Annotated in this window: 27 protein-coding genes and 2 pseudogenes; 22 read left to right on the top strand and 7 right to left on the bottom strand. The window is 51.0% G+C overall.

Features of this window, described 5'->3' with window-relative positions; genetic code table 11:
* Window positions 1-168 precede the first annotated feature (168 nt).
* From FPV09_RS07665 to FPV09_RS07615, 11 genes are all read left to right on the top strand, one after another.
* Window positions 169-2,550 (top strand): STT3 domain-containing protein, encoded by a 2,382-nt coding sequence (locus tag FPV09_RS07665; protein WP_148882952.1) that lies wholly within the window; start codon window positions 169-171, stop codon window positions 2,548-2,550.
* A 94-nt stretch (window positions 2,551-2,644) separates the two neighbouring features.
* Window positions 2,645-2,872, top strand: coding sequence for a ribbon-helix-helix domain-containing protein (locus FPV09_RS07660; RefSeq protein ID WP_014788819.1), 228 nt, complete (start codon window positions 2,645-2,647; stop codon window positions 2,870-2,872).
* Between the two features lie 25 nt (window positions 2,873-2,897).
* Complete coding sequence (gene sat, locus FPV09_RS07655; protein ID WP_148882951.1) at window positions 2,898-4,037, top strand: sulfate adenylyltransferase; 1,140 nt, start codon at window positions 2,898-2,900, stop codon at window positions 4,035-4,037.
* A gap of 47 nt (window positions 4,038-4,084) precedes the next feature.
* Window positions 4,085-4,264, top strand: coding sequence for an antitoxin family protein (locus FPV09_RS07650; protein ID WP_139681552.1), 180 nt, complete (start codon window positions 4,085-4,087; stop codon window positions 4,262-4,264).
* Window positions 4,261-4,713, top strand: a complete 453-nt coding sequence (locus FPV09_RS07645) for a type II toxin-antitoxin system VapC family toxin (protein ID WP_148882950.1) — start codon at window positions 4,261-4,263, stop codon at window positions 4,711-4,713. Before FPV09_RS07650 ends, FPV09_RS07645 begins: the two co-directional genes overlap by 4 nt.
* A complete protein-coding gene (locus tag FPV09_RS07640; RefSeq protein WP_148882949.1) occupies window positions 4,714-5,649 on the top strand; it encodes a DHH family phosphoesterase in 936 nt (311 codons plus the stop codon).
* Window positions 5,650-5,654: 5 nt separating this feature from the next.
* The gene (locus FPV09_RS07635) at window positions 5,655-7,085 is read left to right on the top strand and encodes an alkaline phosphatase family protein (protein ID WP_148882948.1); all 1,431 of its coding nucleotides are present in this window, start codon (window positions 5,655-5,657) and stop codon (window positions 7,083-7,085) included.
* Between the two features lie 38 nt (window positions 7,086-7,123).
* Window positions 7,124-7,375 carry a DUF4258 domain-containing protein gene (locus FPV09_RS07630; RefSeq protein WP_148882947.1) on the top strand — a complete coding sequence of 84 codons (252 nt, stop codon included), beginning with the start codon at window positions 7,124-7,126 and terminating at the stop codon, window positions 7,373-7,375.
* Window positions 7,372-7,590 carry a DUF2283 domain-containing protein gene (locus FPV09_RS07625; protein ID WP_246112251.1) on the top strand — a complete coding sequence of 73 codons (219 nt, stop codon included), beginning with the start codon at window positions 7,372-7,374 and terminating at the stop codon, window positions 7,588-7,590. Before FPV09_RS07630 ends, FPV09_RS07625 begins: the two co-directional genes overlap by 4 nt.
* Before the next feature lie 29 nt (window positions 7,591-7,619).
* Complete coding sequence (gene cysC, locus FPV09_RS07620; protein WP_148882946.1) at window positions 7,620-8,165, top strand: adenylyl-sulfate kinase; 546 nt, start codon at window positions 7,620-7,622, stop codon at window positions 8,163-8,165.
* Between the two features lie 15 nt (window positions 8,166-8,180).
* The gene (locus FPV09_RS07615; protein WP_148882945.1) at window positions 8,181-8,921 is read left to right on the top strand and encodes a sulfite exporter TauE/SafE family protein; all 741 of its coding nucleotides are present in this window, start codon (window positions 8,181-8,183) and stop codon (window positions 8,919-8,921) included.
* A 69-nt stretch (window positions 8,922-8,990) separates the two neighbouring features.
* On the opposite strand, the gene rfbD is transcribed toward FPV09_RS07615, so the two are convergent.
* The 6 genes from rfbD to FPV09_RS07585 all read right to left on the bottom strand — a co-directional run bounded on the left by rfbD (window position 8,991) and on the right by FPV09_RS07585 (window position 13,753).
* A complete protein-coding gene (gene rfbD / locus FPV09_RS07610) occupies window positions 8,991-9,854 on the bottom strand; it encodes a dTDP-4-dehydrorhamnose reductase (protein WP_148882944.1) in 864 nt (287 codons plus the stop codon).
* A 9-nt stretch (window positions 9,855-9,863) separates the two neighbouring features.
* The gene (gene rfbC / locus FPV09_RS07605) at window positions 9,864-10,421 is read right to left on the bottom strand and encodes a dTDP-4-dehydrorhamnose 3,5-epimerase (protein ID WP_148882943.1); all 558 of its coding nucleotides are present in this window, start codon (window positions 10,419-10,421) and stop codon (window positions 9,864-9,866) included.
* Window positions 10,422-10,423: 2 nt separating this feature from the next.
* On the bottom strand, window positions 10,424-11,266 hold the full coding sequence (locus FPV09_RS07600) for an ATP-binding protein (RefSeq protein WP_148882942.1): 843 nt from the start codon (window positions 11,264-11,266) through the stop codon (window positions 10,424-10,426).
* 13 nt (window positions 11,267-11,279) lie between these two features.
* On the bottom strand, window positions 11,280-11,588 hold the full coding sequence (locus tag FPV09_RS07595; protein ID WP_148882941.1) for an STAS-like domain-containing protein: 309 nt from the start codon (window positions 11,586-11,588) through the stop codon (window positions 11,280-11,282).
* 95 nt (window positions 11,589-11,683) lie between these two features.
* Window positions 11,684-12,685, bottom strand: a complete 1,002-nt coding sequence (rfbB, locus tag FPV09_RS07590) for a dTDP-glucose 4,6-dehydratase (RefSeq protein ID WP_148882940.1) — start codon at window positions 12,683-12,685, stop codon at window positions 11,684-11,686.
* A gap of 9 nt (window positions 12,686-12,694) precedes the next feature.
* Complete coding sequence (locus FPV09_RS07585; protein ID WP_148882939.1) at window positions 12,695-13,753, bottom strand: glucose-1-phosphate thymidylyltransferase; 1,059 nt, start codon at window positions 13,751-13,753, stop codon at window positions 12,695-12,697.
* A 116-nt stretch (window positions 13,754-13,869) separates the two neighbouring features.
* On the opposite strand from FPV09_RS07585, the pseudogene FPV09_RS12190 reads away from it, so the two are divergent.
* From FPV09_RS12190 to FPV09_RS07540, 11 genes and pseudogenes are all read left to right on the top strand, one after another.
* Window positions 13,870-14,043: pseudogene (locus FPV09_RS12190) on the top strand (RNA-guided endonuclease InsQ/TnpB family protein); the annotation flags it as partial.
* A gap of 442 nt (window positions 14,044-14,485) precedes the next feature.
* Window positions 14,486-14,746 carry a UPF0175 family protein gene (locus FPV09_RS07575; RefSeq protein ID WP_148882938.1) on the top strand — a complete coding sequence of 87 codons (261 nt, stop codon included), beginning with the start codon at window positions 14,486-14,488 and terminating at the stop codon, window positions 14,744-14,746.
* Window positions 14,743-15,075: a hypothetical protein gene (locus FPV09_RS07570; RefSeq protein WP_246112250.1), complete on the top strand. Its 333-nt coding sequence runs from the start codon at window positions 14,743-14,745 to the stop codon at window positions 15,073-15,075. The genes FPV09_RS07575 and FPV09_RS07570 overlap by 4 nt, the downstream gene beginning before the upstream one ends.
* A complete protein-coding gene (locus FPV09_RS12255) occupies window positions 15,051-15,248 on the top strand; it encodes a DUF3368 domain-containing protein (protein WP_342781737.1) in 198 nt (65 codons plus the stop codon). The genes FPV09_RS07570 and FPV09_RS12255 overlap by 25 nt, the downstream gene beginning before the upstream one ends.
* Before the next feature lie 141 nt (window positions 15,249-15,389).
* Window positions 15,390-15,704, top strand: coding sequence for an AlbA family DNA-binding domain-containing protein (locus FPV09_RS12090; RefSeq protein WP_210411118.1), 315 nt, complete (start codon window positions 15,390-15,392; stop codon window positions 15,702-15,704).
* A complete protein-coding gene (locus FPV09_RS07565) occupies window positions 15,628-16,713 on the top strand; it encodes an ATP-binding protein (protein ID WP_210411117.1) in 1,086 nt (361 codons plus the stop codon). Before FPV09_RS12090 ends, FPV09_RS07565 begins: the two co-directional genes overlap by 77 nt.
* 157 nt (window positions 16,714-16,870) lie before the next feature.
* A complete protein-coding gene (locus FPV09_RS07560) occupies window positions 16,871-17,449 on the top strand; it encodes a MarR family transcriptional regulator (RefSeq protein ID WP_148882937.1) in 579 nt (192 codons plus the stop codon).
* The gene (locus FPV09_RS07555) at window positions 17,437-17,814 is read left to right on the top strand and encodes a hypothetical protein (protein WP_148882936.1); all 378 of its coding nucleotides are present in this window, start codon (window positions 17,437-17,439) and stop codon (window positions 17,812-17,814) included. Before FPV09_RS07560 ends, FPV09_RS07555 begins: the two co-directional genes overlap by 13 nt.
* A 5-nt stretch (window positions 17,815-17,819) precedes the next feature.
* Window positions 17,820-18,194 carry a hypothetical protein gene (locus FPV09_RS07550; RefSeq protein ID WP_148882935.1) on the top strand — a complete coding sequence of 125 codons (375 nt, stop codon included), beginning with the start codon at window positions 17,820-17,822 and terminating at the stop codon, window positions 18,192-18,194.
* A gap of 5 nt (window positions 18,195-18,199) precedes the next feature.
* Window positions 18,200-18,314 (top strand): annotated as a pseudogene (locus tag FPV09_RS12290) (oligosaccharide flippase family protein); the annotation flags it as partial.
* 474 nt (window positions 18,315-18,788) lie between these two features.
* Window positions 18,789-19,874, top strand: a complete 1,086-nt coding sequence (locus FPV09_RS07540) for an AAA family ATPase (RefSeq protein ID WP_148882934.1) — start codon at window positions 18,789-18,791, stop codon at window positions 19,872-19,874.
* Window positions 19,875-20,654: 780 nt separating this feature from the next.
* On the opposite strand, the gene FPV09_RS07535 is transcribed toward FPV09_RS07540, so the two are convergent.
* Entirely contained in the window at window positions 20,655-21,968 is a 1,314-nt protein-coding gene (locus FPV09_RS07535; RefSeq protein ID WP_148882933.1) for an RNA-guided endonuclease InsQ/TnpB family protein, read from the bottom strand.
* Between the last annotated feature and the right edge of the window lie 435 nt (window positions 21,969-22,403).

Raw genomic sequence — 22,403 nt, 5'->3', positions numbered from 1 at the left:
TAGTTAAAGCAAAATTTTTTTGAAATGATTCAAAATAATTCTGTCCCCGATGGGCCCTTTCCCCACGCTCAACGGAGGTGGGTAACTCATCCGGTGGTTGCGCAACGCTTTTATTACTTTGCGATGGTAGTGAACTGGAGGATAAATTACCGCGAGAGGGGAACTTTAATGGGACGGTGGTGGAGGTCTGGAATAGCATCCTTTCTTTACCGGAAACTCATAGAGCCGAAGTTCGCGGCCACCATCATAGCCGTTATCGCCCTCGTTCTCAGGCTCCTCCCCATGCGCTTCGGGTACCTCCTCGGCTATGACCCCTACTTCCACCTCGCCTACATCAGGTACTCCCTTGAGCGGGGGGAGTGGGTGAACTTCATCACCTACGCTGGAGGACCGTGGGGATACCTGATTTCCGGGTTCCATCCCTTAGGCCTCTGGATGACGCCCGCCTACTTTTATAAACTCCTCTCCCCCTTCGGCGTTTCGCTCTACAACGCCTTCAGAATAACGCCCGTCATCTTCGGTGTTCTCACCGTACTGTTCACGTACTTCGCCGTGCTGAGGCTCTACGGTAAAAGGGAGGCCTTTCTCTCGGCCTTTATCCTGGCCGTGAGTTTCGGCCACGTCTTCCGCTCGATGGCCGGCTACTACCGCGGCGACAACTACATGCTCTTCCTCTACAGCGCGGCTCTCCTTGGAACCGCCGTTCCCCTTTCCCTCAGAGGGCCCAAGTGGCGGAACGTCCGGCTGGTCCTCTACCTCCTTCCAGGGGTCTTCGCAGGCCTTTCCGCGGCCTTCTGGCAGGCTTACTACCCGATATTCGCCCTTGTTACCGCCAACGCCCTGCTCATCGCGGTTGGTGGCTTTCTCCTCGGGAGGGACAGGTACCTGAAAGACGCGCTGGTTCTCACAGCATCCCTGGCCGCCGGCGCCCTTCTGGCAAACTCGATAGGCTCCCACCTCGGGTACGGTATGGTGGGTTCAACTCGCTGGCTCGGCAGAAAGCTGGCGGAGGAGCTCGGGGTTCAGTTTGGGTTTATCGGGGACCTCTTCCTTCTGCTGTATCTTAAATACATCATTCCCCTGACAGCTGCGGCGGTTCTTGCCCTTCTGGTGCTCTCCAGGCTGGTTAGGGACAGGCGGGCTAGGGGCGTGGTTGTTCTGCTTGGAGCCGTCGCCTCCATCTGGCTGGCCCTCAGGTACTACGGCGTCATAAACGATGCCCTCCTCCGTCTGTTCCCCACCAGCCCAATATCTGAGACCCAGAGAACGACCTTTGGGGACTGGTGGGAGGCCTACGGCATCGCCGGACTGCTCGTCCCCCTGTTCCTCTTGCGCTTCCTCAGACGCCCCCGGATGGCGGATTTCCTCCTCCTCGGCACCGCGCTCGTCATGATACCAATGGCCGTCGTCTGGACCCGGTTCCTCTTCATTGCATCCCCCGCCGTGGCCCTGATGGCCGGCCTTGGACTTGTGGCCCTCGGTGATGTGGGGGGTGCTTTGGTTGAGACTTTCCCCGAGAACAAACGGAGATGGCTCTCCGCTGCCCTTTCCTTACTCCTGATTGGCGTCCCCCTGATATCCGCATACCAGGGAACCAGCACAACGCTGAGCGTCCACCCCTTCATGACGGAGGAATGGGAGTCCGCGCTGGCTTATCTGGGCAAAATCTCCAGCCCCAACGATGTCGTCCTGACCTGGTGGGACCAGGGCCACTGGGTGACCTACTACTCGATGAGGGCCCCCGTTGCGCAGGGTGGCCCCAGTAGATGGGTGGCCCAGTACTACCTTGGCCTCAAGGGGGAGAAGGACCTGATGAAGCTCGGAGTGGACTACGTCATCGTCTCCTACGACACCCTGACGAAGTTCGGGGCGGTCATCGATACCGCGGGCGTCTCCCCCGGAGACTACGTCCTGATGGTTCTCCCCTGGGCGGGTTCCTACGGCAACCTCATGGTGTTCTCCAGCGGTCCCTACTCGGTCATGGCCGCCTCTGTGGACGGCGGATGGGACGTCAAGGTTCGTGCAGGGAAGGGTGTCGTGATACCCCGGAAGGTGTTCGTTGAGAGGGGGAACGTCGTTAGGGAGGTGAACGTCTCGGGAGCCCCAACGGCCGATGCCTACGTTTACATTAACCTGAACTACGGCTACGCCGTGCTGATGAACGGCGGGGCCTTTGACACCCCCCTGGCGCGGCTGATGTTTACCGATGACTATTCCGGGAATTACACCCAGGTTTACTCCGACGGCGGCTACGTGAAGATCTTCAGATTCGAGCACCCGAACGTAATAGTGGGAGTTGAGAGCGGTTCCATCGTTATCAGGTTCACCAACGCCACCGGAACCGGCCTCGGCATCTACGGCTACCTCGACAACGGCACGCTCGTCTTCAAGAGGTGGTACGGCGTCGGTGGAAAGGATGCGTTTGTTCTCCCCGCGGACATCAACGGGAGCGCCGTCGTGAGGTACGTCTACGTCCGGAAGAGGACGGTGCTGGATAGGGGGGTTTTCAGGATAGACGATGTACTATTTGGTGCAAGTGATACGGATTAATGTTTCTGATTCCACTATTTTCCGAAATCTTTATATTGTACGTTCCCGCTTAATTAAATGTCATTAAATATAATTAAAACCGGAGGTGTTCGCCATGGCAGAGGAGAAGAAGTACACAACCGTTTCCATCCCCAAGCCCCTCTACGACAAGATTAAGGCCAGGATAGAGGGCACAGGCTTCACTTCGGTTTCAGACTACGTCACCTACGTCCTCCGCGAGGTTCTGGCGAGCCTCGAAGAGGAGGAGAAGGAGGAAGTCTTCACCGAGGAGGAGGAAGAGAAGGTCAAGGAGAGGCTTCGCGCCCTCGGCTACCTTGACTGAGGTCTTTCCTTTTTGAGGTGATACCATGGTCTCAAAGCCCCACGGAGGCAGACTTGTCAGAAGGCTCGTTGCCGAGAGAACCCGCGAGAGGATTCTGAGCGAGCAGAAAGAATACCCCCGCGTCCAGATTGAACACGGGAGAGCTATAGACCTTGAAAACATCGCCCATGGTGTGTATTCGCCCCTCAAGGGCTTCCTCACGAGCGACGACTTCGAGAGCGTCCTCGACCACATGCGCCTGAGCGACGACACGCCCTGGACGATCCCGATAGTGCTCGATGTGAGGGAGAGAACCTTCGACGAGGGCGACGCGATACTCCTGTATTACGACGACCTGCCCATAGCGAGGATGCACGTCGAGGAGATATACACCTACGACAAGAGGGAGTTTGCAGTTAAGGTCTTCAAGACCGACGACCTTAACCACCCCGGCGTGGCTCGCGTTATGAACATGGGCGACTACCTCGTCGGCGGCGAGATTGAACTCCTCAACGAGCTCCCGAACCCCTTCGCCAAGTACACGCTCAGGCCGGTCGAGACGAGGGTTCTCTTCAAGGAGCGCGGCTGGAAGACTATAGTAGCATTCCAGACGAGGAACGTGCCGCACCTCGGCCATGAATACGTCCAGAAGGCGGCTTTGACGTTCGTGGACGGTCTCTTCATCAACCCCGTCCTCGGAAGGAAAAAGAAGGGCGACTACAAGGACGATGTCATAATCAAGGCCTACGAGACGCTATTTGAGCACTACTACCCGAAGAACGCCGCGACCTTAGCGACCGTCCGCTACGAGATGCGCTATGCCGGACCAAGGGAAGCTATTCACCACGCGATAATGAGGAAGAACTTCGGTGCGACGCACTTCATCGTGGGAAGGGACCATGCAGGCGTTGGCGACTACTACGGGCCCTACGAGGCATGGGATATGTTCAGCAACTTCCCCGACCTGGGAATAACTCCGATGTTCATCCGCGAGTCCTTCTACTGCAGGAAGTGCGGCGGCATGGTCAACGCGAAGATATGCCCCCACGACAGGGAGTTCCACGTCCACATAAGCGGGACGAAGCTCAGGAAGATGATAATGGCCAATCAACAACCGCCGGAGTACATGATGAGGCCAGAAGTTTATGAGGTCGTGCGGAGCTTCGAGGATCCGTTCGTTGAGTGAAGCAAATCGTTATTACCTTTTATGTTTATTTTCTAGTGGTGAGGGGAATGGAGGAAGTTGAGGTAGTCTACGAGAACGGCGTCTTCAAGCCGCTGAAAAAGGTCAATCTCAAGGAAGGCACTCATGGAAAAGTAATCCTCGAGCTTGGGTTAGCCGACATCATTGAAAAATTCGGCAAGAAGGTGGAGAAAGACGCCCTCAGAGAGTTCCTGGAGGAGCGGAGATGATAGTGGTAGATACCTCCGTCTTCATCGACGCTATCTTTGAGTACAGAGAGGAAAGAACAGCCATTGCAAGGAAACTTTTCAGAACCCTCCAGGAGGCAAAAACTCAGGTCTTAGAACCCGATATTTTCAAGATAGAGCTGATAGGACAGCTGGTCCGAAGAATGGAAGTTCAAAAAGCTATGAACCTGTACGAGCTCCTGATGGAGAGAATCGAGACCATGGACACAGCCAAATTAAGGGAAGTGGCGTTTGAAATCGCACTCAAAACCGGTTGCAGGGCCATTGACTCGTTCTACATAAGCGCTGCCCACTCACGAAACGCCATCTTGGTCTCCAATGACAAGTTTCAGGTTGAGAGTGCCTTAAAATACGGAATCAAGGCGTTTTATCTCCTTGAAGAATGGCAAGAGTTAAATAAACTTCTGAAAAAATCAGGTTGGGTGAGTTAGGTGAACCTAATCGTCCACCACTGGGACACGGACGGGATAACCTCAACCGCCATTCTAGTAAAAGCCCTTGGACTGGATGAATTTACCAACTTAACCGCTCCGGTAGGCGAGTTCCGCTTTGACGAGAGGATATGGAAGGCCGTCGAAAAAGCCGAGAGGCTGTACGTCCTTGACTTCAACGTTCCAGACGAGGTTGAGAGGGTAAAGATACCAACGCTCTTCATAGACCACCACACCCAGCCGAGAATCAAAAACCCACTTGTTGAGCAGGTGAACCCCTCGCTGGGTGGGGAGTACTGGCCAGCCAACTCCCTCGTCGTCTCGGAGCATTTCGGAATATGGAACGCCTGGAGCGCTCTCGGCGCCGTTGGAGATGTAGGAGAGAAGGCCTTTGAGCTGGAGAGGGTCAGAAAGCTCCTGGATAGGGAGGGAATCTCGCGGGAAGAGGCTCTAAGGCTCGTCGAGCTTATCGACTCCAACTACATCGCCATGGAGAGGGAAGCCGTGGAGGAAGCAGTTGAGGTTTTCCTGAGCCATCCCATCAAGGAGCTCCTCGAATACGAGCCGTGGGTGAAGAAGGCAGAGGCGATCAGGGAGGCCATTGAGGGTGCAGTTTTGGGCGTTGAGGAGCGGAACGGCTTCGCCATCGCTCACTTCGAGAGCCCCTTCAACATCATCTCAAAGGTTGCCAGAAAGCTCGTCTGGGAGCTCGGTTATCGGGGCGCAGTAGCTATCAACGGGAACTTCCACGGAAAGGCACAGCTTTACTTCAGGATTTCCGGCGAGGAAGCGGAGAGGATAAAGGTGGCCGAGGTCATTGAACGCCTCAAATCCCTTGGAGCCAACGCCGGCGGCAAGAGGGAAGTCCTCGGCTGCGTCTGCGAGAGGGATAAAATCGAAGACGCGCTCAAGATCGTTGAAGAATACCTGAGGTGAGGAGAATGGAGTTTGAAAGGAAAGTTAAGGAGGGAATGGAGCGTACGAAGAAAGTCCTCGTCATAGGGCTGGATTCGGCCCCGCCGGAGCTCCTGTTCAACCGCTTCATCGACGACATGCCCAACGTGAAGAAGCTCCTCGAAAAATCCGTCTACGGCCCGATGCAGACGGGAATCCCGGCAATAACCATCCCGATGTGGATGGTGATGGTCACCGGAAAGACGCCGGGTGAGCTCGGCCTCTACGGCTTCAGGCACAGGACTGGCTATTCCTACACCGACTACTGGATAGCCCACAGCAAAAAGGTCAAGGAGCCGACCCTCTGGGACTACCTCGGCGAGCGTGGAAAGAAGTCGATAATAGTGGGAGTCCCGCCGACCTACCCTCCGAAGCCGATCAACGGCCACCTCGTGAGCTGCTTCATAACGCCAGATGCAAGCGTGGACTACACCTATCCAAAAGAGCTGAAGGGCGAGATTGAGAGGCTCGTTGGGGAGTACATCTTCGACGTCCCATTCAGGAGAGAAGCCAAGGACGAGGTCAAGGAAGGCATCTGGGAGATGACGGAGAAGAGGTTCGAGGTTATTCGCTACCTCATCCAGGAGAAGGAGTGGGACTACTTCCACTTCGTCGAGATAGGCTTGGATAGACTCCACCACGCCTTCTGGCGCTACTTCGACCCGAACCACCACCTCTACCCTGGCAAGGGGAACAGGTACGAGAACGTCATTCCAGACTACTACAGGCTGCTGGACAAGGAGATTGGGGAAACCCTCAAGCTCATAGACCTCGACGAGACCGCTGTCTTCATCGTCTCCGACCACGGGATAAAGGCCATGCACGGCAACTTTGCGGTGAACCAGTGGTTAGCGGAGGAGGGGCTGCTGAAGGTCAGGAACCCGGAGGTTCTCCACGACGGAAAGGTCAAGCGCTTTGAGAGCCTTGAGGTTGACTGGAAGGAAACCACCGCCTGGGGCTGGGGCGGCTACTACTCCAGGGTCTTCCTCAACGTCCTCGGAAGGGAGAAGGAAGGAAAGATACCGCTCTCCAGGCTCGAGAAGGTAAGGGATGAGGTTGCCGAGCAGATAAAGTCAATACGGGGCCCGAACGGCGAGAAGTGGGACACGAAGGTGTTCTACCCGGAGGATATCTACCCGGTGGCGAAGGGAAGCAAGCCGGACATAATGGTATACTTCGACAACCTCAACTGGCGCGCCGCCGGAACGGTCGGCCACCCGAGCAACTACCTTCCTGAAAACGACACCGGGCCGGACGATGCCAATCACTCCGAGTTCGGAGTGTTCTCGATGTATCTGCCGGGCTTCGACGAGAGCAAAGCAACTCAGCTCACCATCTACGACTTTGCCCCAACCATGCTTAGGCTCTTCGGGGTAGAGGAACCTCTCGCGGGAATGCACGGGAGAAGCATTCTTTAGCATTCCTGATATTTCAATATTTTAACCGGTGGGACACCATGGAGATTCGGTTCATTCCCCACGCACTGGAGAGGCTTGAGGAAAGGGGGATTCCCCGGGAACTGGTGGAGGAGGTCCTCCTAAACCCGGAGGGTGTTTCGGAAGGATACTTCGGGAGGAAGGTTGCCCAGAAGCGCCTGAACGGCAAGCTGATAAGGGTCATCTACGAGGAGACGTCTGATGGAATGGTTGTGGTCATCACGGCATACATAACTTCCAAAGTCAGAAAATATGGAGGGGGTGAGAAATGATGAGGATATCATACGACCCAAAACACGATGTCATGTACATAAAGTTCTCCGACGCGAGGATCGTCGAGACGGTCGAGGTTGAGGAGGGCGTGATAATAGACTACGGCGAGAAGGGGGAGATAGTGGGCATAGAGATAATCAACGCCTCCCTGAGAACTCACTCGCATCCGTTGAACGAGATAACCGTGAGGATCGAAGAGGCCACTGTCCACTGACTCTGCTATTGCTGGTTGGGGGAGATAAAATGAAAGGGCTCAAAAACCTCGAAAAAGGCTTTACAATCTGGCTCACGGGGCCGAGCGGTGCCGGAAAGACAACTTTGGCTGTGAAGCTCGCGAGGAAGCTCATGGAGATGGGCTACCGTGTAGAAATACTCGACGGAGACACCATAAGGAAAACCCTCTATCCGGAGCTGGGGTTCAGCAAGGAAGCGAGGGAGATGCACAACAGGGTTGTAATCCACATGGCCAAGCTCCTCAGCAGGAACGGGGTAATAGCGATAGTCTCCCTGATTTCGCCCTACAGGGCCGTCCGTGAGTACGCAAGGAATGAGATAGGGAACTTCATCGAGGTCTACGTCTACGCTCCCCTGGAGGTGAGAATCCAGCGCGACCCCAAGGGGCTGTACGCCAAAGCCCTCAGGGGAGAGATAAGGGGCCTGACCGGCTATGACGGCGTCTACGAGGAGCCCGAAAACCCGGAGGTAAGGGTGGACAGCTCGAAGATGACGCCGGAGGAGGAGGTCGAGGCGGTCATAGCCAGGGCCAGGGAGCTCGGCTACCTGCCCTGAACCGGGGGTAATGCCTTGAATCCGCCCACCTTCGTTGGACTGGGCTTCATCGTCGGCTTTCTCGTGGGCCTAACGGGGGTCGGCGGCGGGGCTTTGATGACCCCTTCCCTAATCTTTCTCGGTGTTGAACCCCTAACAGCGGTCGGAACCGACCTGCTCTACGCCACTGCCACCAGAATATTCGGAGTCTTTTTCCGCGGGAGGAGGGGCGGGATAAGGTACGACATAGCGCTCCGCCTCCTCGCTGGAAGCGTCCCGGCGGTAATCCTGGGTGGGGTAATCCTCCGCGAGATAGATAGGAACGCCCTCAACGACCACCTTACCGTGCTCCTCGGGGCAATACTCGTCGTCAGCGCGGTTCTGAGCCTCCTCAAGGGCGAATTCGACCTCCCAGTGAGGCCGAGGTGGGCCTACGTTTACCTTCTCGGCTTCATCGTTGGTCTGACCGTCCAGTTCACCTCGGTCGGGGCCGGAGTTATAGTGAGCTTCACACTGATGAACGTGGCTAAACTCGACCCGAAGGACGTGGTCGGGGTTGCGATAGTCTACGGGCTGGCGCTTTCGGCCTTCAGCTTCCTTAACTACGCGGGCATCGGTGGGGTTGATTATGGCCTTGCGGGAACCCTTATCCTCGGGACGATTCCCGGGGTTTACCTAGGCACTCACGTGAACCGTAAAACGGATAGGGAGGAGCTTAAAAGGGCCATGAACGTGATAATACTGCTGATCGGCCTGTTCACGCTGCTGGGTGGGTGAGGGGCTTGGCGCGCTCTGGGGGATACTCTGCCGTTTCTCTCAAAAAGAACAGTTAACGAAGGCATTCAACTAGAGGTATTCCCTCTTCGTTAGATACTCCCTCAGCCCCCCTTTCCAGTCAGGCATCCTTACACCGAGTTTTTCCAGCTTCCCGTTCTTCAGAGCCGAAAACCTCGGTCTCCTCGCCAGCCGGTTGAGTTCGCTCGACTTTATGGGCCTTACTTCAACGTCCCAGCCTAAGATTTCAAAAATTGCCCTGGTGAACTCGTACCACGAGCAGTGGCCCTCGTTGACCATGTGGTAAACTCCCCGTTCAGGCTGGATTTTCAGTAATTGCCTCAGAGTCTTGGCGACGTCCATCGTGTAGGTGGGACTCATGAACTGGTCGTTCACGATTTTCGGCTCCTCCCCGCGCTTTGCCTTCTCAATAACCCACTCAACGAAGTTGCCGCCCTTTCCGCTCGCCCCAGCTTTTCCGTACAGGCTCGCGACCCTGATGATGTAGTATTTTCCGGAATAATTCCTCGTGAAGATTTCACCAGCGTACTTGCTAGCCCCATAGACGTTTATTGGATTTGGAACGTCTTCCTCGGTGTAAGGCTCACCTTTCTCGCCGTCGAAGACGTAGTCCGTGCTGATGTAGATGTTGATGGCATCGATTTCACTGGCAATCCTTGCAACGTTCAGTGCACCTATAGCGTTGACCGCAAAAGCTTTCTCCGGATAAAGCTCGGCATCATCCACTCTAACATAAGCAGCCGTGTTGATGATGACGTCGGGCTTCAGCTCTTTCAGCGCCTTCAGGGTCTCGGGAACGGTAACGTCCAAATCCTTGTGAGTCAAGGGAATAACCTCGAACGAGGGGTCTTCTCCAAAAACCTTCACCAAATCCGTTCCGAGCTGGCCGTTGGCACCGATTATCGCAACTCTCATTGAATCACCTCAAAAGGCCCATCCCCTTTCAATCGCTTCACTCAGTGTCGGCCACTTCTTATCCTTTTCCGAGACTATGGGCTCATCAATCGGCCAGTCTATGCCTATCTCCTGGTCATTCCAGATTATTCCTCCCTCGTAATCCGGAGCGTAGACGTTGTCCACCTTGTAAACTACTTCCGCAACATCGCTCAGCACAAGGAAGCCGTGGGCAAAGCCCCTCGGGATGTAGAGCTGGTATTTGTTGTGCTCCGAGAGTATTGCCCCCACCCACTTCCCGAATGTCGGTGAGTTCCTCCTCAAATCCACGGCGACGTCGTAGATGGCCCCCCTAACGGCCCTCACGATCTTGGCCTGGGCGTAGGGCTCGCGCTGGAAGTGAAGACCTCTGAGCACGCCGTACTTGGAGCGGGAGTGGTTGTCCTGGACGAAGTCTCCTTTGATCCCGGCCTTTTCAAAGTCAGACTTCTTGTAGGTTTCCATGAAGAAGCCGCGCTCGTCCTCGAAGACTTTGGGCTTAATCAGGATAACATCGGGAATTTCCAGTCGTTTAAACTCGAAAGGCATTTTTATCCCTCCAAGAATGAGTATATATCCACAGGATGTTTCGGTTTAGGAATCTTGTATGAGATTATTACTCCATCCCAGTAAAAATCGGGAAGTTTGTACATCAAATTATTATCATTTGATGAGTAAAAAGCAGCACTACCTGAAATTAGGAGAAATTCTCCCCCAAGGCCTTCACAAATGACCCTTTTAGATGTTCTTACTCCATAACCTCTGGAGTCATCTTTTGCAGAATAGCCTTCTAAAGCCAGTTTGATGGCTTCTTCATCACTTACTTCAAGCCCCCTGCGTTTCTTGTATGAATTTGCTATTCCAATTCCTCTGTCTACAATAGATAACTCTAAGAATTTTTTTGTAGGATAATACTGGGCAAATACAAATCCCTCATTTCTTTGACTATGCTGGAATATATTCTCTACAAGTTCCTCGATTGGATAGTAAATAGCATTTTTAACCTCCACACTAGGGGCTAGAACCTTATAGATCATCTCCAAAAATTCACTCTGTAGTTTTGCCCTCTCTATCGGGTCATCATCATTCAAGAGTGTTATTGGAATATAACTTCGTTCTCGTTTTTTAAGTTCGGAGGCTGAACTGATGCCCTTCGGAAAATTAATAATGGTAAGATAAGAGTTGACATCAGGTCGGATTGGAGGTAAGAAATCGCTGTCTGTATAATATATGTAGCTTGCAATAGGAAGAATCAACGTTGGAAATATCCACTTTACGTCTTGAAAATCAAAGACCACCTTCTCGTGTCTGATATTTTTAAATACTACATACAAGGAATAAAGTTGCCGTAGTAGGCCCTCCCCATGTGCCTCTGGAACTTTTACTACCTGCATGGCGTTTTCACGCCTATCCTATTATAGAGATGATGTTCCGAGTTTCTATTCTGACTTTGGGAGGCTTTGGTTTTCTTTGTAATTGCTGTTCAACTACCTCAAACATCCGAGATACTGAACTGTTCATATTCCTAAGTTCTATGTTTGGATTTTTGAGCTTATACTTCAATAATTCATGAGCAAATGAGTGTGTGACAAACTCCACATTCTTAAAGTCTAGAATAACCTTATCATTTGTAATCTTACTTTCTATTACCTTGACTAATTCTCTAGACCCCAGAACTGGAGCTATTTCCTTCCCCAGGTCTATCGTCATGTGCATTCCAGGTCACCTTTCCGAGATGTAGTCTCTTGAACACTTATTTAAACCTTACGGGAGAATCTTTTTGGAGTATATAAAACAAAGGATTAGATTTCTCACCACCCCAGCTTCCAGGGCGTCGGGTGGAGAACCTTCTCGTTCACCAGCGGCCTCCACCAGCCCTCGTTTTCGAGGTACCATTTGACCGTCTTCTCTATTCCCTCTTCAAAGCTGTGCTTCGGCCTCCACCTAAGGTCGCGCGTTATCTTCCACGAGTCGAGGGAGTAGCGCAGGTCGTGGCCGGGCCTGTCTTCAACGAACTCGATCATGTCCTCGTCCCTGCCCATTATCCGCAGAATTGTCTTAACGACCTCCAGGTTGGTCTTCTCCTCGCCGGCGGAGATGTTGTAAATTTCCCTGGGCTCCCCTTTGAGCAGAACGGCCTCAATTGCCCTCACGTGGTCTTCAACGTAGAGCCAGTCCCTCACGTTCTGGCCGGTGCCGTATACCGGAATCCTGAGCCCCATGCTGGCCCGTATTATCGTCTTGGGGATAAGCTTCTCCGGGAACTGGTAGGGGCCGTAGTTGTTGGTGCAGCGCGTTATGGAGGCGTTGAGCTTGTAGGTTCTCGCCCAGCCGAGGATGAGAACATCACTGGCGGCTTTAGTGGCGGAGTATGGGGATGAGGGCATGAGGGCGTCCCTCTCTGTGAACGAACCTTCCAGGATATCCCCATAGACTTCATCGGTGCTCACGTGAACCAGTCTGACTTCGGGGTTTGACTTCCGGATAGCTTCGAGGATGGTGTAAACACCGATTACGTTGCTCCTCAAGAAGTGCTCTGGGCTTGAGATGCTCCTGTCAACGTGGCTCTCGGCGGCGAAGTTAACCACCGCATCAACTTTCTTGATCAGCCCCTTAACGAGCTCGAAGTCCGCTATGTCGCCTCTGACGAAGGTGTAGCGCGGGTCGTCCTCGATGTCCTTTAAGTTGGCCGGATTCGAGCCGTAGCCAAGCTTGTCGAGGTTTATCACTTCCCAGTCGAGGTGCCTTTCCAAGATATATCGGATGAAGTTGCTCCCTATGAAGCCCATTCCGCCGGTTACTAAAAGTTTCATCCTTCCACCTCACAGTATAAGCCTTGAGTTGTCGCCGATGACAAGCTTTCTGCCGAAGGGGTGGCTGGTTCCATTGATTATTTTTACTCCTCTCCCGATCAGGCTCTCAACTATCCTGCCAGCGTTTCGTATCTCGCTTCCCTCCAGCACTATTGAGTCCTCGATCTCCGTGTTCTCGATGATGCAGTTGTCGCCGATGCTCGTGTACGGCCCAATGTATGAGTTCATAATCTTCACGTTTCTTCCTATCACAGCCGGGCCCTTAATGACGGTGTTCCCGTCTATTACAGTGCCCTCGCCGATGGCGACCCTCCCGTGGATACGGGCGCTGGTGTGTATCCGGATGTCGGTCTTAATATCGTCAAGAATGAGCCTGTTGGCGTCGAGTATGTCCTCCGGTTTTCCCGTGTCCTTCCACCAGCCGGTAACTTTCGTCCATCCAACGCGGTAGCCGTGGTCGATGAGCCACTGGATCGCGTCGGTAATCTCTAACTCGTTCCTCCAGGAGGGCTTTATGTTTTCGACCGCCTCGTGGATAACTGGCTTAAAGAAGTAGATTCCAACCAAGGCAAGGTTGCTCGGCGGCACCTTGGGTTTCTCAACCAGTCTTCTTATCGTCTTTCCATCCTCGCTAAGCTCGGCAACGCCAAACTGCTGGGGGTTTGGGACCTCCTGGAGGAGTATGCTGGCATCGAAATTGCCCTCTTTGAAGTGCTTCAGGTGCTCAACAATGCCCTCCCTGAGGATGTTGTCACCGAGGTACATAACAAAGTCATCATCACCGAGGTAGTCCCTGGCGACCAGAATAGCATGGGCCAGTCCTTTTGGCTCGCCCTGGTAGATAAACTCTATCTCAGCGTCCCAATCAACGCTCCTGACGGTCTCCATCACCTGCTCCTTGTTCGGGCCGACGATAATTCCAATCTCGTGAATTCCGGCCTCGATGACATCCTCGATGGCATAGAACAGGACGGGCTTGTTCGCGACTGGAATCAGCTGCTTCTGCTGGGAGTACGTTAATGGCCGTAATCTGGTGCCGTGACCTCCGGAGAGAATAAGCGCCTTCATGATTACCCACCGCAGCTTATACTATCCAATGAAATAAAAGTTTATCGTTAGAGTAAAGATGTGATAGCGGTCATTCTGTTCTATGTTATCAGCTGAGTTCCTTTCTTGATATTTTTCTTTTTCAAAAGACTAAACTTCAGGCGAAGCACTATGTTAACACGGCGGTTAGACAAACGGTTAGGAAGCTTTACGAGCTCGGCGTTTCTAAAATCGTGGTTGATTACCCGAGAGGAATTAGCAAGAATTCTGGTAAAGGCAGGAGGCAGACTTTCCTCCTTTCCCACAGCTGGGCTGTTTCTTAGTTAGTAACTTTCGTAACTTTTGTTGGTTTTTGTTTTGCGTAATTTTTAAATAGTTTGTGGACTTATTTTGGAGTGGTTTAGCAGTCTCCAGTATGTGGGGTTGTTAAGCCCGAATGGGGACTGTCAATACTCCCGAAGATGTGGGGAGTCACCGTTCCCCCCGAAAGCCAGCCAATGAAGGCGGGAGGCTGGAAGGTTATCCGCTACGATTGGTTCACAAGTTCCAATGGTAGCGGATAACCAGAACGGGTCCAATACGGTGATTCAACGCCTTAGGGGAGTGGTGGAAGAGTAGGTATTAGTGTTGGGGTTGTTGATGAGGCTTTTACATTTTTCTTTTGAAAGCCTCGCCCTTCAGGGCGAGGAGGAGGTCAGTAAGAGGGCGGTATGTTTTTAATGCCACATGTTCACAATCTTTATGGTGTGAGAAATGAATGAGGTTCTGGTTTCCTTCCCCCAAGATCTGGCGAGAATTTTAAGGGTTAGTGGAAAGGAGCTCCCCAAGACTGTTAGAATTTACCTTGCCCTTGAGCTTTACCGCGAGGGCATAGTCAGCCTCGGCAAAGCTGCGGAGATTGCAGGGGTGAGCAGGTGGGAGATGATGGAGATTCTGGCGTCAAAAGGAATACCCCTCCAGTACAACGAAGAGGACTTGAAGGAGGACATTGAGACCCTGGAGAGGTTGTTATGATAGTTGTCTCTGACTCGGGGCCGTTAATAGCACTGGCCAAGGTCAGGAAACTGAACATTCTTAATGAGCTTTTTGGAGAGGTTATAATTCCGAGGGCAGTCTGGGTTGAGGTTGTGGAAAGAGGAAAAGGAAAGCCCGGCTCTGAGGACGTTGAGAGCGCAACCTGGATTAGAGTTTTGGAGGTTAAGGATAAGCTGAGCGTTGAAATCCTCACGCGGGAAATTGAAGTCGGAGAGGCCGAGGCGATAGTCCTCGCTAAAGAACTCAATGCTGACCTGATAATTCTGGATGAGAAAATCCCCGGATTATTGCCAAGTCTCTCGGGCTGAATGTTGCTGGGAGTCTGGCTCTTCTCTTTATTGCGAAGAAGAAGGGGATAATAAACGAAGATCTGGAACTTATAATAGGGGAGTTAAGAGCCAGGGGTGTTCGTTTCAGTGATAAAGTCGTTGAAGAGCTGAAAAGAATGTACAATGTCAGTGATGCAAAAATGAAGCAATAATAATGCAAAAGATGCAAAAAAGGTGAATCCCGTGAGCGAGGCAAGCGGCAGAAGATTACAAGAGGTACGGAGCTGTTTTTTTCTCCATTATGCTGAAAAGCTTATTAACTAATTACTCCCTCAAAATGTTAGGTGGGCTGTATGAATGTTAGTGACCTGCTTAAGAAAGGCGAGAGCGAAACCAGTGAGTTTAAGAGGGAGCTGAATGATTCCATGTATAAGACACTGTCAGCCTTTGCTAACACCCACGGTGGAATTTTGCTTCTCGGCGTTGGCGATGATGGAAAGGTTTATGGCTTTTCTGGGGACTTAGATAGTTTAGCCAGGTCAATAAGGCACAACCTCGGGATAAACTCGTCCATAAAGGTTGAGGAGATTGATGGGAATAGAGTCGTCACCCGTCCCGGTTTCTTTCAGGGGGAGATACTACAGGAGGGTCGGTGCCCAGACCGTTGAGATGGGCTGGGAAGACCTGGGAAGGTTTTTCCTTAAAAAATCCGGAGTTACATGGGATTCCTTGCCATCTTCCGCAGCGTTAGAAGACCTGGATGAGGAAACTATCAGAAAGTTTGTTCACATGGCTAGGAATAGGTTGCCACACATAAGTGAAAATGAAAATGTTGAGTCAATTCTGGATAAGCTGGGACTTCTGGAAGATGGAAAGATAACCAACGCCGCGCTGCTACTCTTTGGAAAAGAGCCGCAGAGATATTATATCCAGGCCAGGGTTAGAATAGGCAGGTTTAAAGACCCGATAACTATCATAGACGACAAGGAGATTGGAGGAAATCTCTTTACACAGGTTGAAGAGGCCATGAAGGCGATAATGGGTCACATTGGAGTCAGGTATGAGTTTGAGGGAGAGCTGAGGAGAAGGGAAATCTGGGATTATCCATTGGATGCCCTCAGGGAGGCTATAATAAACGCCCTGATTCACAGGGACTACACCGACCCGAGCAGTATACAGATTAAGATCTTTGATGACTTCATCTGGATCTGGAATCCCGGGAAGCTGCCGGAGGGGATTAGCCTTGAAGACCTGAAAAAGGAGATGCACCCATCCAAGCTGAGAAACCCCAAGATTGCCCAGGTCTTCTACTACGCCGGATTGATCGAGAGGTGGGGGACAGGAACGTTTAAGATGGTTCGTCTCTGTCTGGAGAACGGCCTGCCCGAGCCCGAGTTTAAGGAGGAGGCCGGGGGATTCCTGGTTCTTTTGAGAAAGGATATCTATACTGAGGATTACCTGAGGAAGCTGGGTCTAAATGAAAGGCAGATTAGGGCAGTACTTTATGTGAAGGAGAAGGGGAGGATAGGGAATAAGGAATATCAGGAGCTGTTCGGGGTTTCAAAACCAACCGCTTCCAGGGAATTAGACAGTCTTGTTAAGAAAGGAATCCTGACGAGAATTGGGGCCACGGGAAGGGGTACCTATTATGTGTTAAAGGGCTCACAGGAATCATAAAGGGCTCATAAAGGTATCGTAAATTGAAAAAGGTGACTCTCATGAGCGAGGCGAGCCATGCTCTGCAGAGGATTGCAAGGGGGACGGGAATTGTCTTTATTTTAGTGTATCCTATGTATCCTAAACTTTATAAAGTATAGCATACAAAGGATACAACATGAGGGCTCCGATACTGAAGGAGAAGATATTGAGAGAGCTGGCGGTTAAAGAAGAAATTTCTGTTAAAGAGCTTCTGGCCAAATTTAAGATTAACAGGCCTTACCTTTACAGAATCCTCAGATCATTGGAGAGCAACGGTGCGATAATTTTGGAGACAGGGAAAATAAAGGTTGTTGACAAAAAAGTTCTCCTCTATACCTGGGGAGAGGAAAAGAGGAAGATATTTCAGGTTGTTAGAGGAGCAACATACAGGGTGAGGCCGAAAAAGGTTAGGGACTTTGTGGTGTTCTCTGGTACGTCGGCGTTATGGGTTCTTGGAAAGGTTCTGGAGCCGAGCTTCGGGACGGCATACATTAAAAAAGATGATTTAGATATGTTAAAGCAGATTGGGATCAAAAGAGAGGGGTATCCCATCAGGTTCTACTCCTATGATGAGGATGTTTTTAACTACACGATGGGCATAAGAGGATATAGGCTGGCAATAATTGAACAGGTCATTGCCGATTCCATTGGGGAGGGGATGTATACGAGGATCATAGAAGAACTGCTGGAGGAGATAGAACAATGGAAGAGATAGTGGTGAGGAGCTGGGACAATCCGATAATCAGGGAGTCCTATGAGTGGATGCTGAGAGTTGGCAGAAAACTGAAGGAGAAGCTTGTGTTAGTTGGGGGGTGGGCAACTTACCTCCAAGCTCAGAACCTGGATAGCAGGGCTTTGCCATCCTTGGACATTGATTTTGTTGCTCTAAAAGAGAACTTTAGAGGGATTGAAAAACATTTGCTGGCCGATAACTTTGTGCCGGTTAGTTTCAGGTATATCAAATATTATCACGAAACACTGGACGGAGGATTAAAGGAAATAAGCTTAGAAGACTCCAAACGGATTCCTCCATTGAACTTAGAGAACTGTTTCTGGACATCTTATGGGATGAAAAGATAAGTCCGATGAGCTTTGCGCATCCCTACGTTGAGGTGGTTTTTGAAAAAGAACTCTATGATGAAATTGAAGGCCTCAGGGTTGCCCTTCCTGAGGTCATCCTGTCAATGAAGTTTCTGATAGAGAAAAACAAGTACCGGGGACAAAAGCAGTTGAAAGACCTAGTGGATATTTATGTATTGACTGTTGGTCCTGAAGAGCTGGACTTTGAAGTGTTTAAACTTCTGTACTCCCGGGAAAAATTCAACCTGGAGTGGGTGGTTCGATATTTCAGGGAGAATGAGGAGTTCCTAGCTTCAGTGGTACGTGAGCTGGGGGTAGTGTTTGACAGGGAGGAGTTCTTGTTCATCATCAGCGAACTGAAAGAAAGCTTAGAGGGGTGAACCCTATGAGCGAAGCGACTCAAGCCTTACACAGGATCGCGAGGGGCACTGGGATTTATCTTTGCGGGGACGGTTATTTCAATGTTCTTCGGGTTTTTGAGTCGGACTTTGATTGCGAGGTTTCCTAAAATTGCACTCATAAGGGTTCATTCATAACAATACACTTTTCCTGTGCGGGAACTTAAATGCCTTCAATGTTTACCTTGACTTTCCTCTTTTTCAAGCCTCGTCCTTCAGGGCGGGGAGGAGGTCAGGCGCCGCACGTATTGTATGATGCAAAAATGAAGCAAGAATGATGTAAAAGATGCAAAAAACGGTGAACCCCGTGAGCGAGGCGAGCCAAAAGGTTAAAATGGACGAATATATAACCGATACTGGAGACACTATCAGGCAGAATGTTTCGCCCGCTCCCTTGCGAAGCCCGTCCGATGACAGGAGGGGGCGGATGAGCAGGTGTGTCCTTGTTCTTTTTAATGTTTTAGCCCTCTTCTCCCGAGATTAACGTAATTGGGAGCGCATTGCTTCTTTGCTTCCCTGCCTTACAGGAAGACTTAAATATGGAAGGCCCTTCTATATAGAATAGGGTGTCCATAAATGTTTGAGGTCCGGCCGGTGACCAGTGAGAGAAACCTTTACGGGAGAGAACATCGGGAAGCACTTGGACGGCTGAAGGAGAACGTTGAGGAGAAAACTTTTACAGCAATTCTCGGTCCGAGAAGGGTTGGAAAGACGAGCATAATCAGAGTCTTCCTGAACAAGTATCCGTACAGGTACATATACTACGACCTCTCTCCCTTTATGGGCAGGCAGGGTATAAGCTACACCGAGCTGGCCCCGGCGATGATTAACATTGAAACTGAAAAGCTCTCATACAGGGCTCAGCTCAGCCTGGGCCTTATACGGCTTGATCTCAAACCTGAAAGTGGGGTGCAGTTTCAGAACGCCCTGATAAACCTGCTCAGGGAGCTGAATGGTAAGTACGACGACCTGCTTCTAGTAATAGACGAGGCCCAGGTGATGCCGCTCATCAGGGGAATTAACATGCTGGGCCTTCTCCAGCTAATAAGCAACACGATGGACAACACAACCGTGATAATGACGGGCTCAATGCCGGGTTTGCTTGAAAGAATCCTAAACCCCTCGGCGTCAAAGCCTATGTTTGCCAGGTATGTTGACAGGATATTCATACCCAGGTGGACGTCCGATGAGAGCATCGGGTACCTCAAGAAAGGGCTACGCGAGGCGAAAGTTCCTCACACTAGGGCCGAACTCGAAGAGGCTGTGGAAGAGCTTTCAAACGTACCAGGATTCCTGGCGTATTACGGCAAGATGAGGACAAGGGGGATGGGTCACGAGGAGGCACTCAGGGAGGCATCAAACTATGCGGTAGGCATCTGGGAGCAGGATCTGGAGGCTTTCCTCAACATATACAGCACCAGGGCCTATGTAACAGCGCTGTGGGTGCTGTCACGGTCCAGGTTTGGTCTCACACGGAAAGAAATTGCCAGCGAGGTTCTCAGGAGGGAGAACATCAGTGACAGAAGTCTCAGCCGTATACTGAAAAACCTCGTTTCCTCGGGGATGGTTGAGCACAGCAGAAAACGCGGAAAGTACCGCATTGCGGAAATCCCGCTGGCAAAGGCAATTGAGAACATTGCCCTTAGATACGGTATTCGTTAAAAAGGGAGTCCCAGGTTAAAAGGTGAACCCCATGAGTGAGGCAGTTTCGGCCTTATACCTTTCTTTGAAAGCTCCCCTTTAGACAGGAGGAGGTCAGGCCACTAATATTCGAATCATGTTTATTATAATCATGGATTCGAAAATTTGTCAAGCAAATAAGTGAGACGAGCTGGACATAACTCTTCTCCAAGCCTCACCCTTCACGGCGAGGAAGGATCAGAGGAACTCTAGAAAGTTTTCGAACTCGGATGATATCGGGCTATTGGAAGCCGGCTGAAAAAGTTCAAGATGAACCCGGGTCAGGAAGTTCGTGGTGAAGTTTATCCAATCGGCATCAGTATGGAGTACATATATGTACACCCATAAAAACCCCTACCCCCTGCGCCCATGCCTGCCAATGGAGGGAACAAAATCCCCCCCAGCAGCGCGCCCTGCCCCTGGGCTAGATTTTATGGGAAGGCTCCCGTTGGCTCCATTCCTGAGACTTTCAAAAAACAAGGCCTTTTTTGCCCCGAACGGAGCTCTCTCGTGCCTTCTTTTTGAGAAGTGGTTTTGTGAATGTACAAGTTTAAGCGTTGCATTTTTTGCAACTCGCGTTTAAATGCAAGAATTAATGAAAACAAGCCTTCAAAAAAAGCCCTCTCCGGCCTTCTTTTGCTCCTCGCGAGTTAACAAATTTGATAACTCGAAGGTGTCCCAGTTAGCAGATTTGATAACTCGTGTGGATGGGGGCGTTGGTCTGACCTCCTCCCCGCCGTGAACGGCGAGGGTTCCAACGAGTTACCCCCTCGCCAACGACGGAGAGGTTTGAGGGGTTCTCATCAGGGCACCCGTTACAACAGGTTCCTCGAACCTCTCGGGGAGGGCCTTCCCCCCATTACCCCTCCTCTGAGCATAAAGACCGCTTAGATTCGGGGTTATGGTTCTCACAACCTTCTTCAAAATATTGAAAGCTCCAACCAAGTCTGCGTTAAACACAAGCCCCGTCACGGGACACTTAAATAACCCCCGAACAAATCTTGCTCCCTCGTGGGGCTTCCCGCAGACAGGGCAAAGCTTAGAAGTGAAAGCCTCATTAACAACCACAACACGAATACCATACTCCTCAGCAACTTCAGTCAAGCGTTTAATGAGATAATCGAACCGCCACACGTGAGAGAGGAGGAAATTCTGCCTTTTGTCCTTCTTAGAATTCCTCGCTATGCCTTTAGGATAACCGAGGACGATTTTAGAAACGCCGAGCTCGTGGAGTTTTCTAATTGTTTGTCTAACCGCCGTGTTAATGTAGTGCTTTGCTTGGAGCTTAGCCTTCTCATGCATTCTCCTAAGCTTCCTACTCGTTTTCGCTCCAGACTTGTTGAGTTTCAATTGGTAATTGGCAATTTTTCTCCTCCAGTAAAAGTCAATGCTTTTGAGTGGCCTCCCATTCACGAGGAAACTTTCGCCGTTTTCCACATAGACGGCCATGAGATTGTTTACTCCCAAGTCGATTCCGGCGGAGAGATTTCCCCTTGGCTTTCTCGGAACGCTTACCCATTCCCCGCCATCAAGTTTTTCTTCCACCGTAAAGCTCACGTGAGCGTACCACTTCCGCTTTACCGGGTCGTAAGTGATTTCTAACCTTCCCTGTTTTCCCTTCAGGTGTATTCTTCCCTTGAACTGGATTTCCAAGCGTTTAAACTTTCCAAGGCCTTTTAGAATAAGTTTATTGCCTTCAATCTTGTACTGGTCGTTTCTAAGGACGATTAAGGGTTTTCTCCTTCCGTCTTCTTTGAGATAGTTTGGTGGTTTTGGTTTGAGCCAAGAGGGGAGTTCACCATTCCGCTTTTTCCGGAGGAGGGTGAAGAAACCCCGCCATGCCTCGGCGTTTTTTCTCGCTATTTGTTGAACAGTTGCGGAGCCGATTTCCCGTTTAAACTCTTCATAAACGGTCTTCTCGGTTTTGTTAAAGTCCACGATTTGCTCTTGGAAGTATTGTTGTCGTCTCAAGTAGTTTACCCTATTCCATACTTTGGCTCCAATGTCGGCTAACCGATGGAGAATTTTCTCTTGTTCCTTTGAGGGCTGGAGTTTTACTGTTACTGTTCGCTTCATTTCGAAGTATGGTATGGTTTTTGGGTTTTAAAAAAGATTGCTTTCCTGCTTAATGGCCGTTGGGTTGTTTACTGCATTCCCGCCCTGAAGGGCGAGGCTTTCAAAAGAAAAATGTAAGGCTTTTGCCTGACACCGAATTGTTGGACTGCTGCATCTTGATGAGTGTGTTATGGTGGATTCTTTCCGTGAAACTCAGATGTAAGGCGATCACCTTACACCACCCCTCGGGCGGTCTTGTTGAGGTGGGTATTGTTCGAGTTGCCTGGCCTAAGCATGAGTGGGCTGTGTAAGGCAGTTGCCTTACACCGGCGAGTTCATGGGCCAATATTCCTCCCGTCCCTTTTTGAAAAACCTCCAAAAAACTGGAGATACGTAGTACACGGTACAAGTTCATACTGGTGAACGACGTAAGTGTCTGTACCGGTGTACTCCTGT

It is taken from the genome of Thermococcus aciditolerans (assembly GCF_008152015.1).
GTDB lineage: Archaea > Methanobacteriota_B > Thermococci > Thermococcales > Thermococcaceae > Thermococcus > Thermococcus celericrescens.
This window is presented reverse-complemented; position numbering and strand designations above follow the sequence as displayed.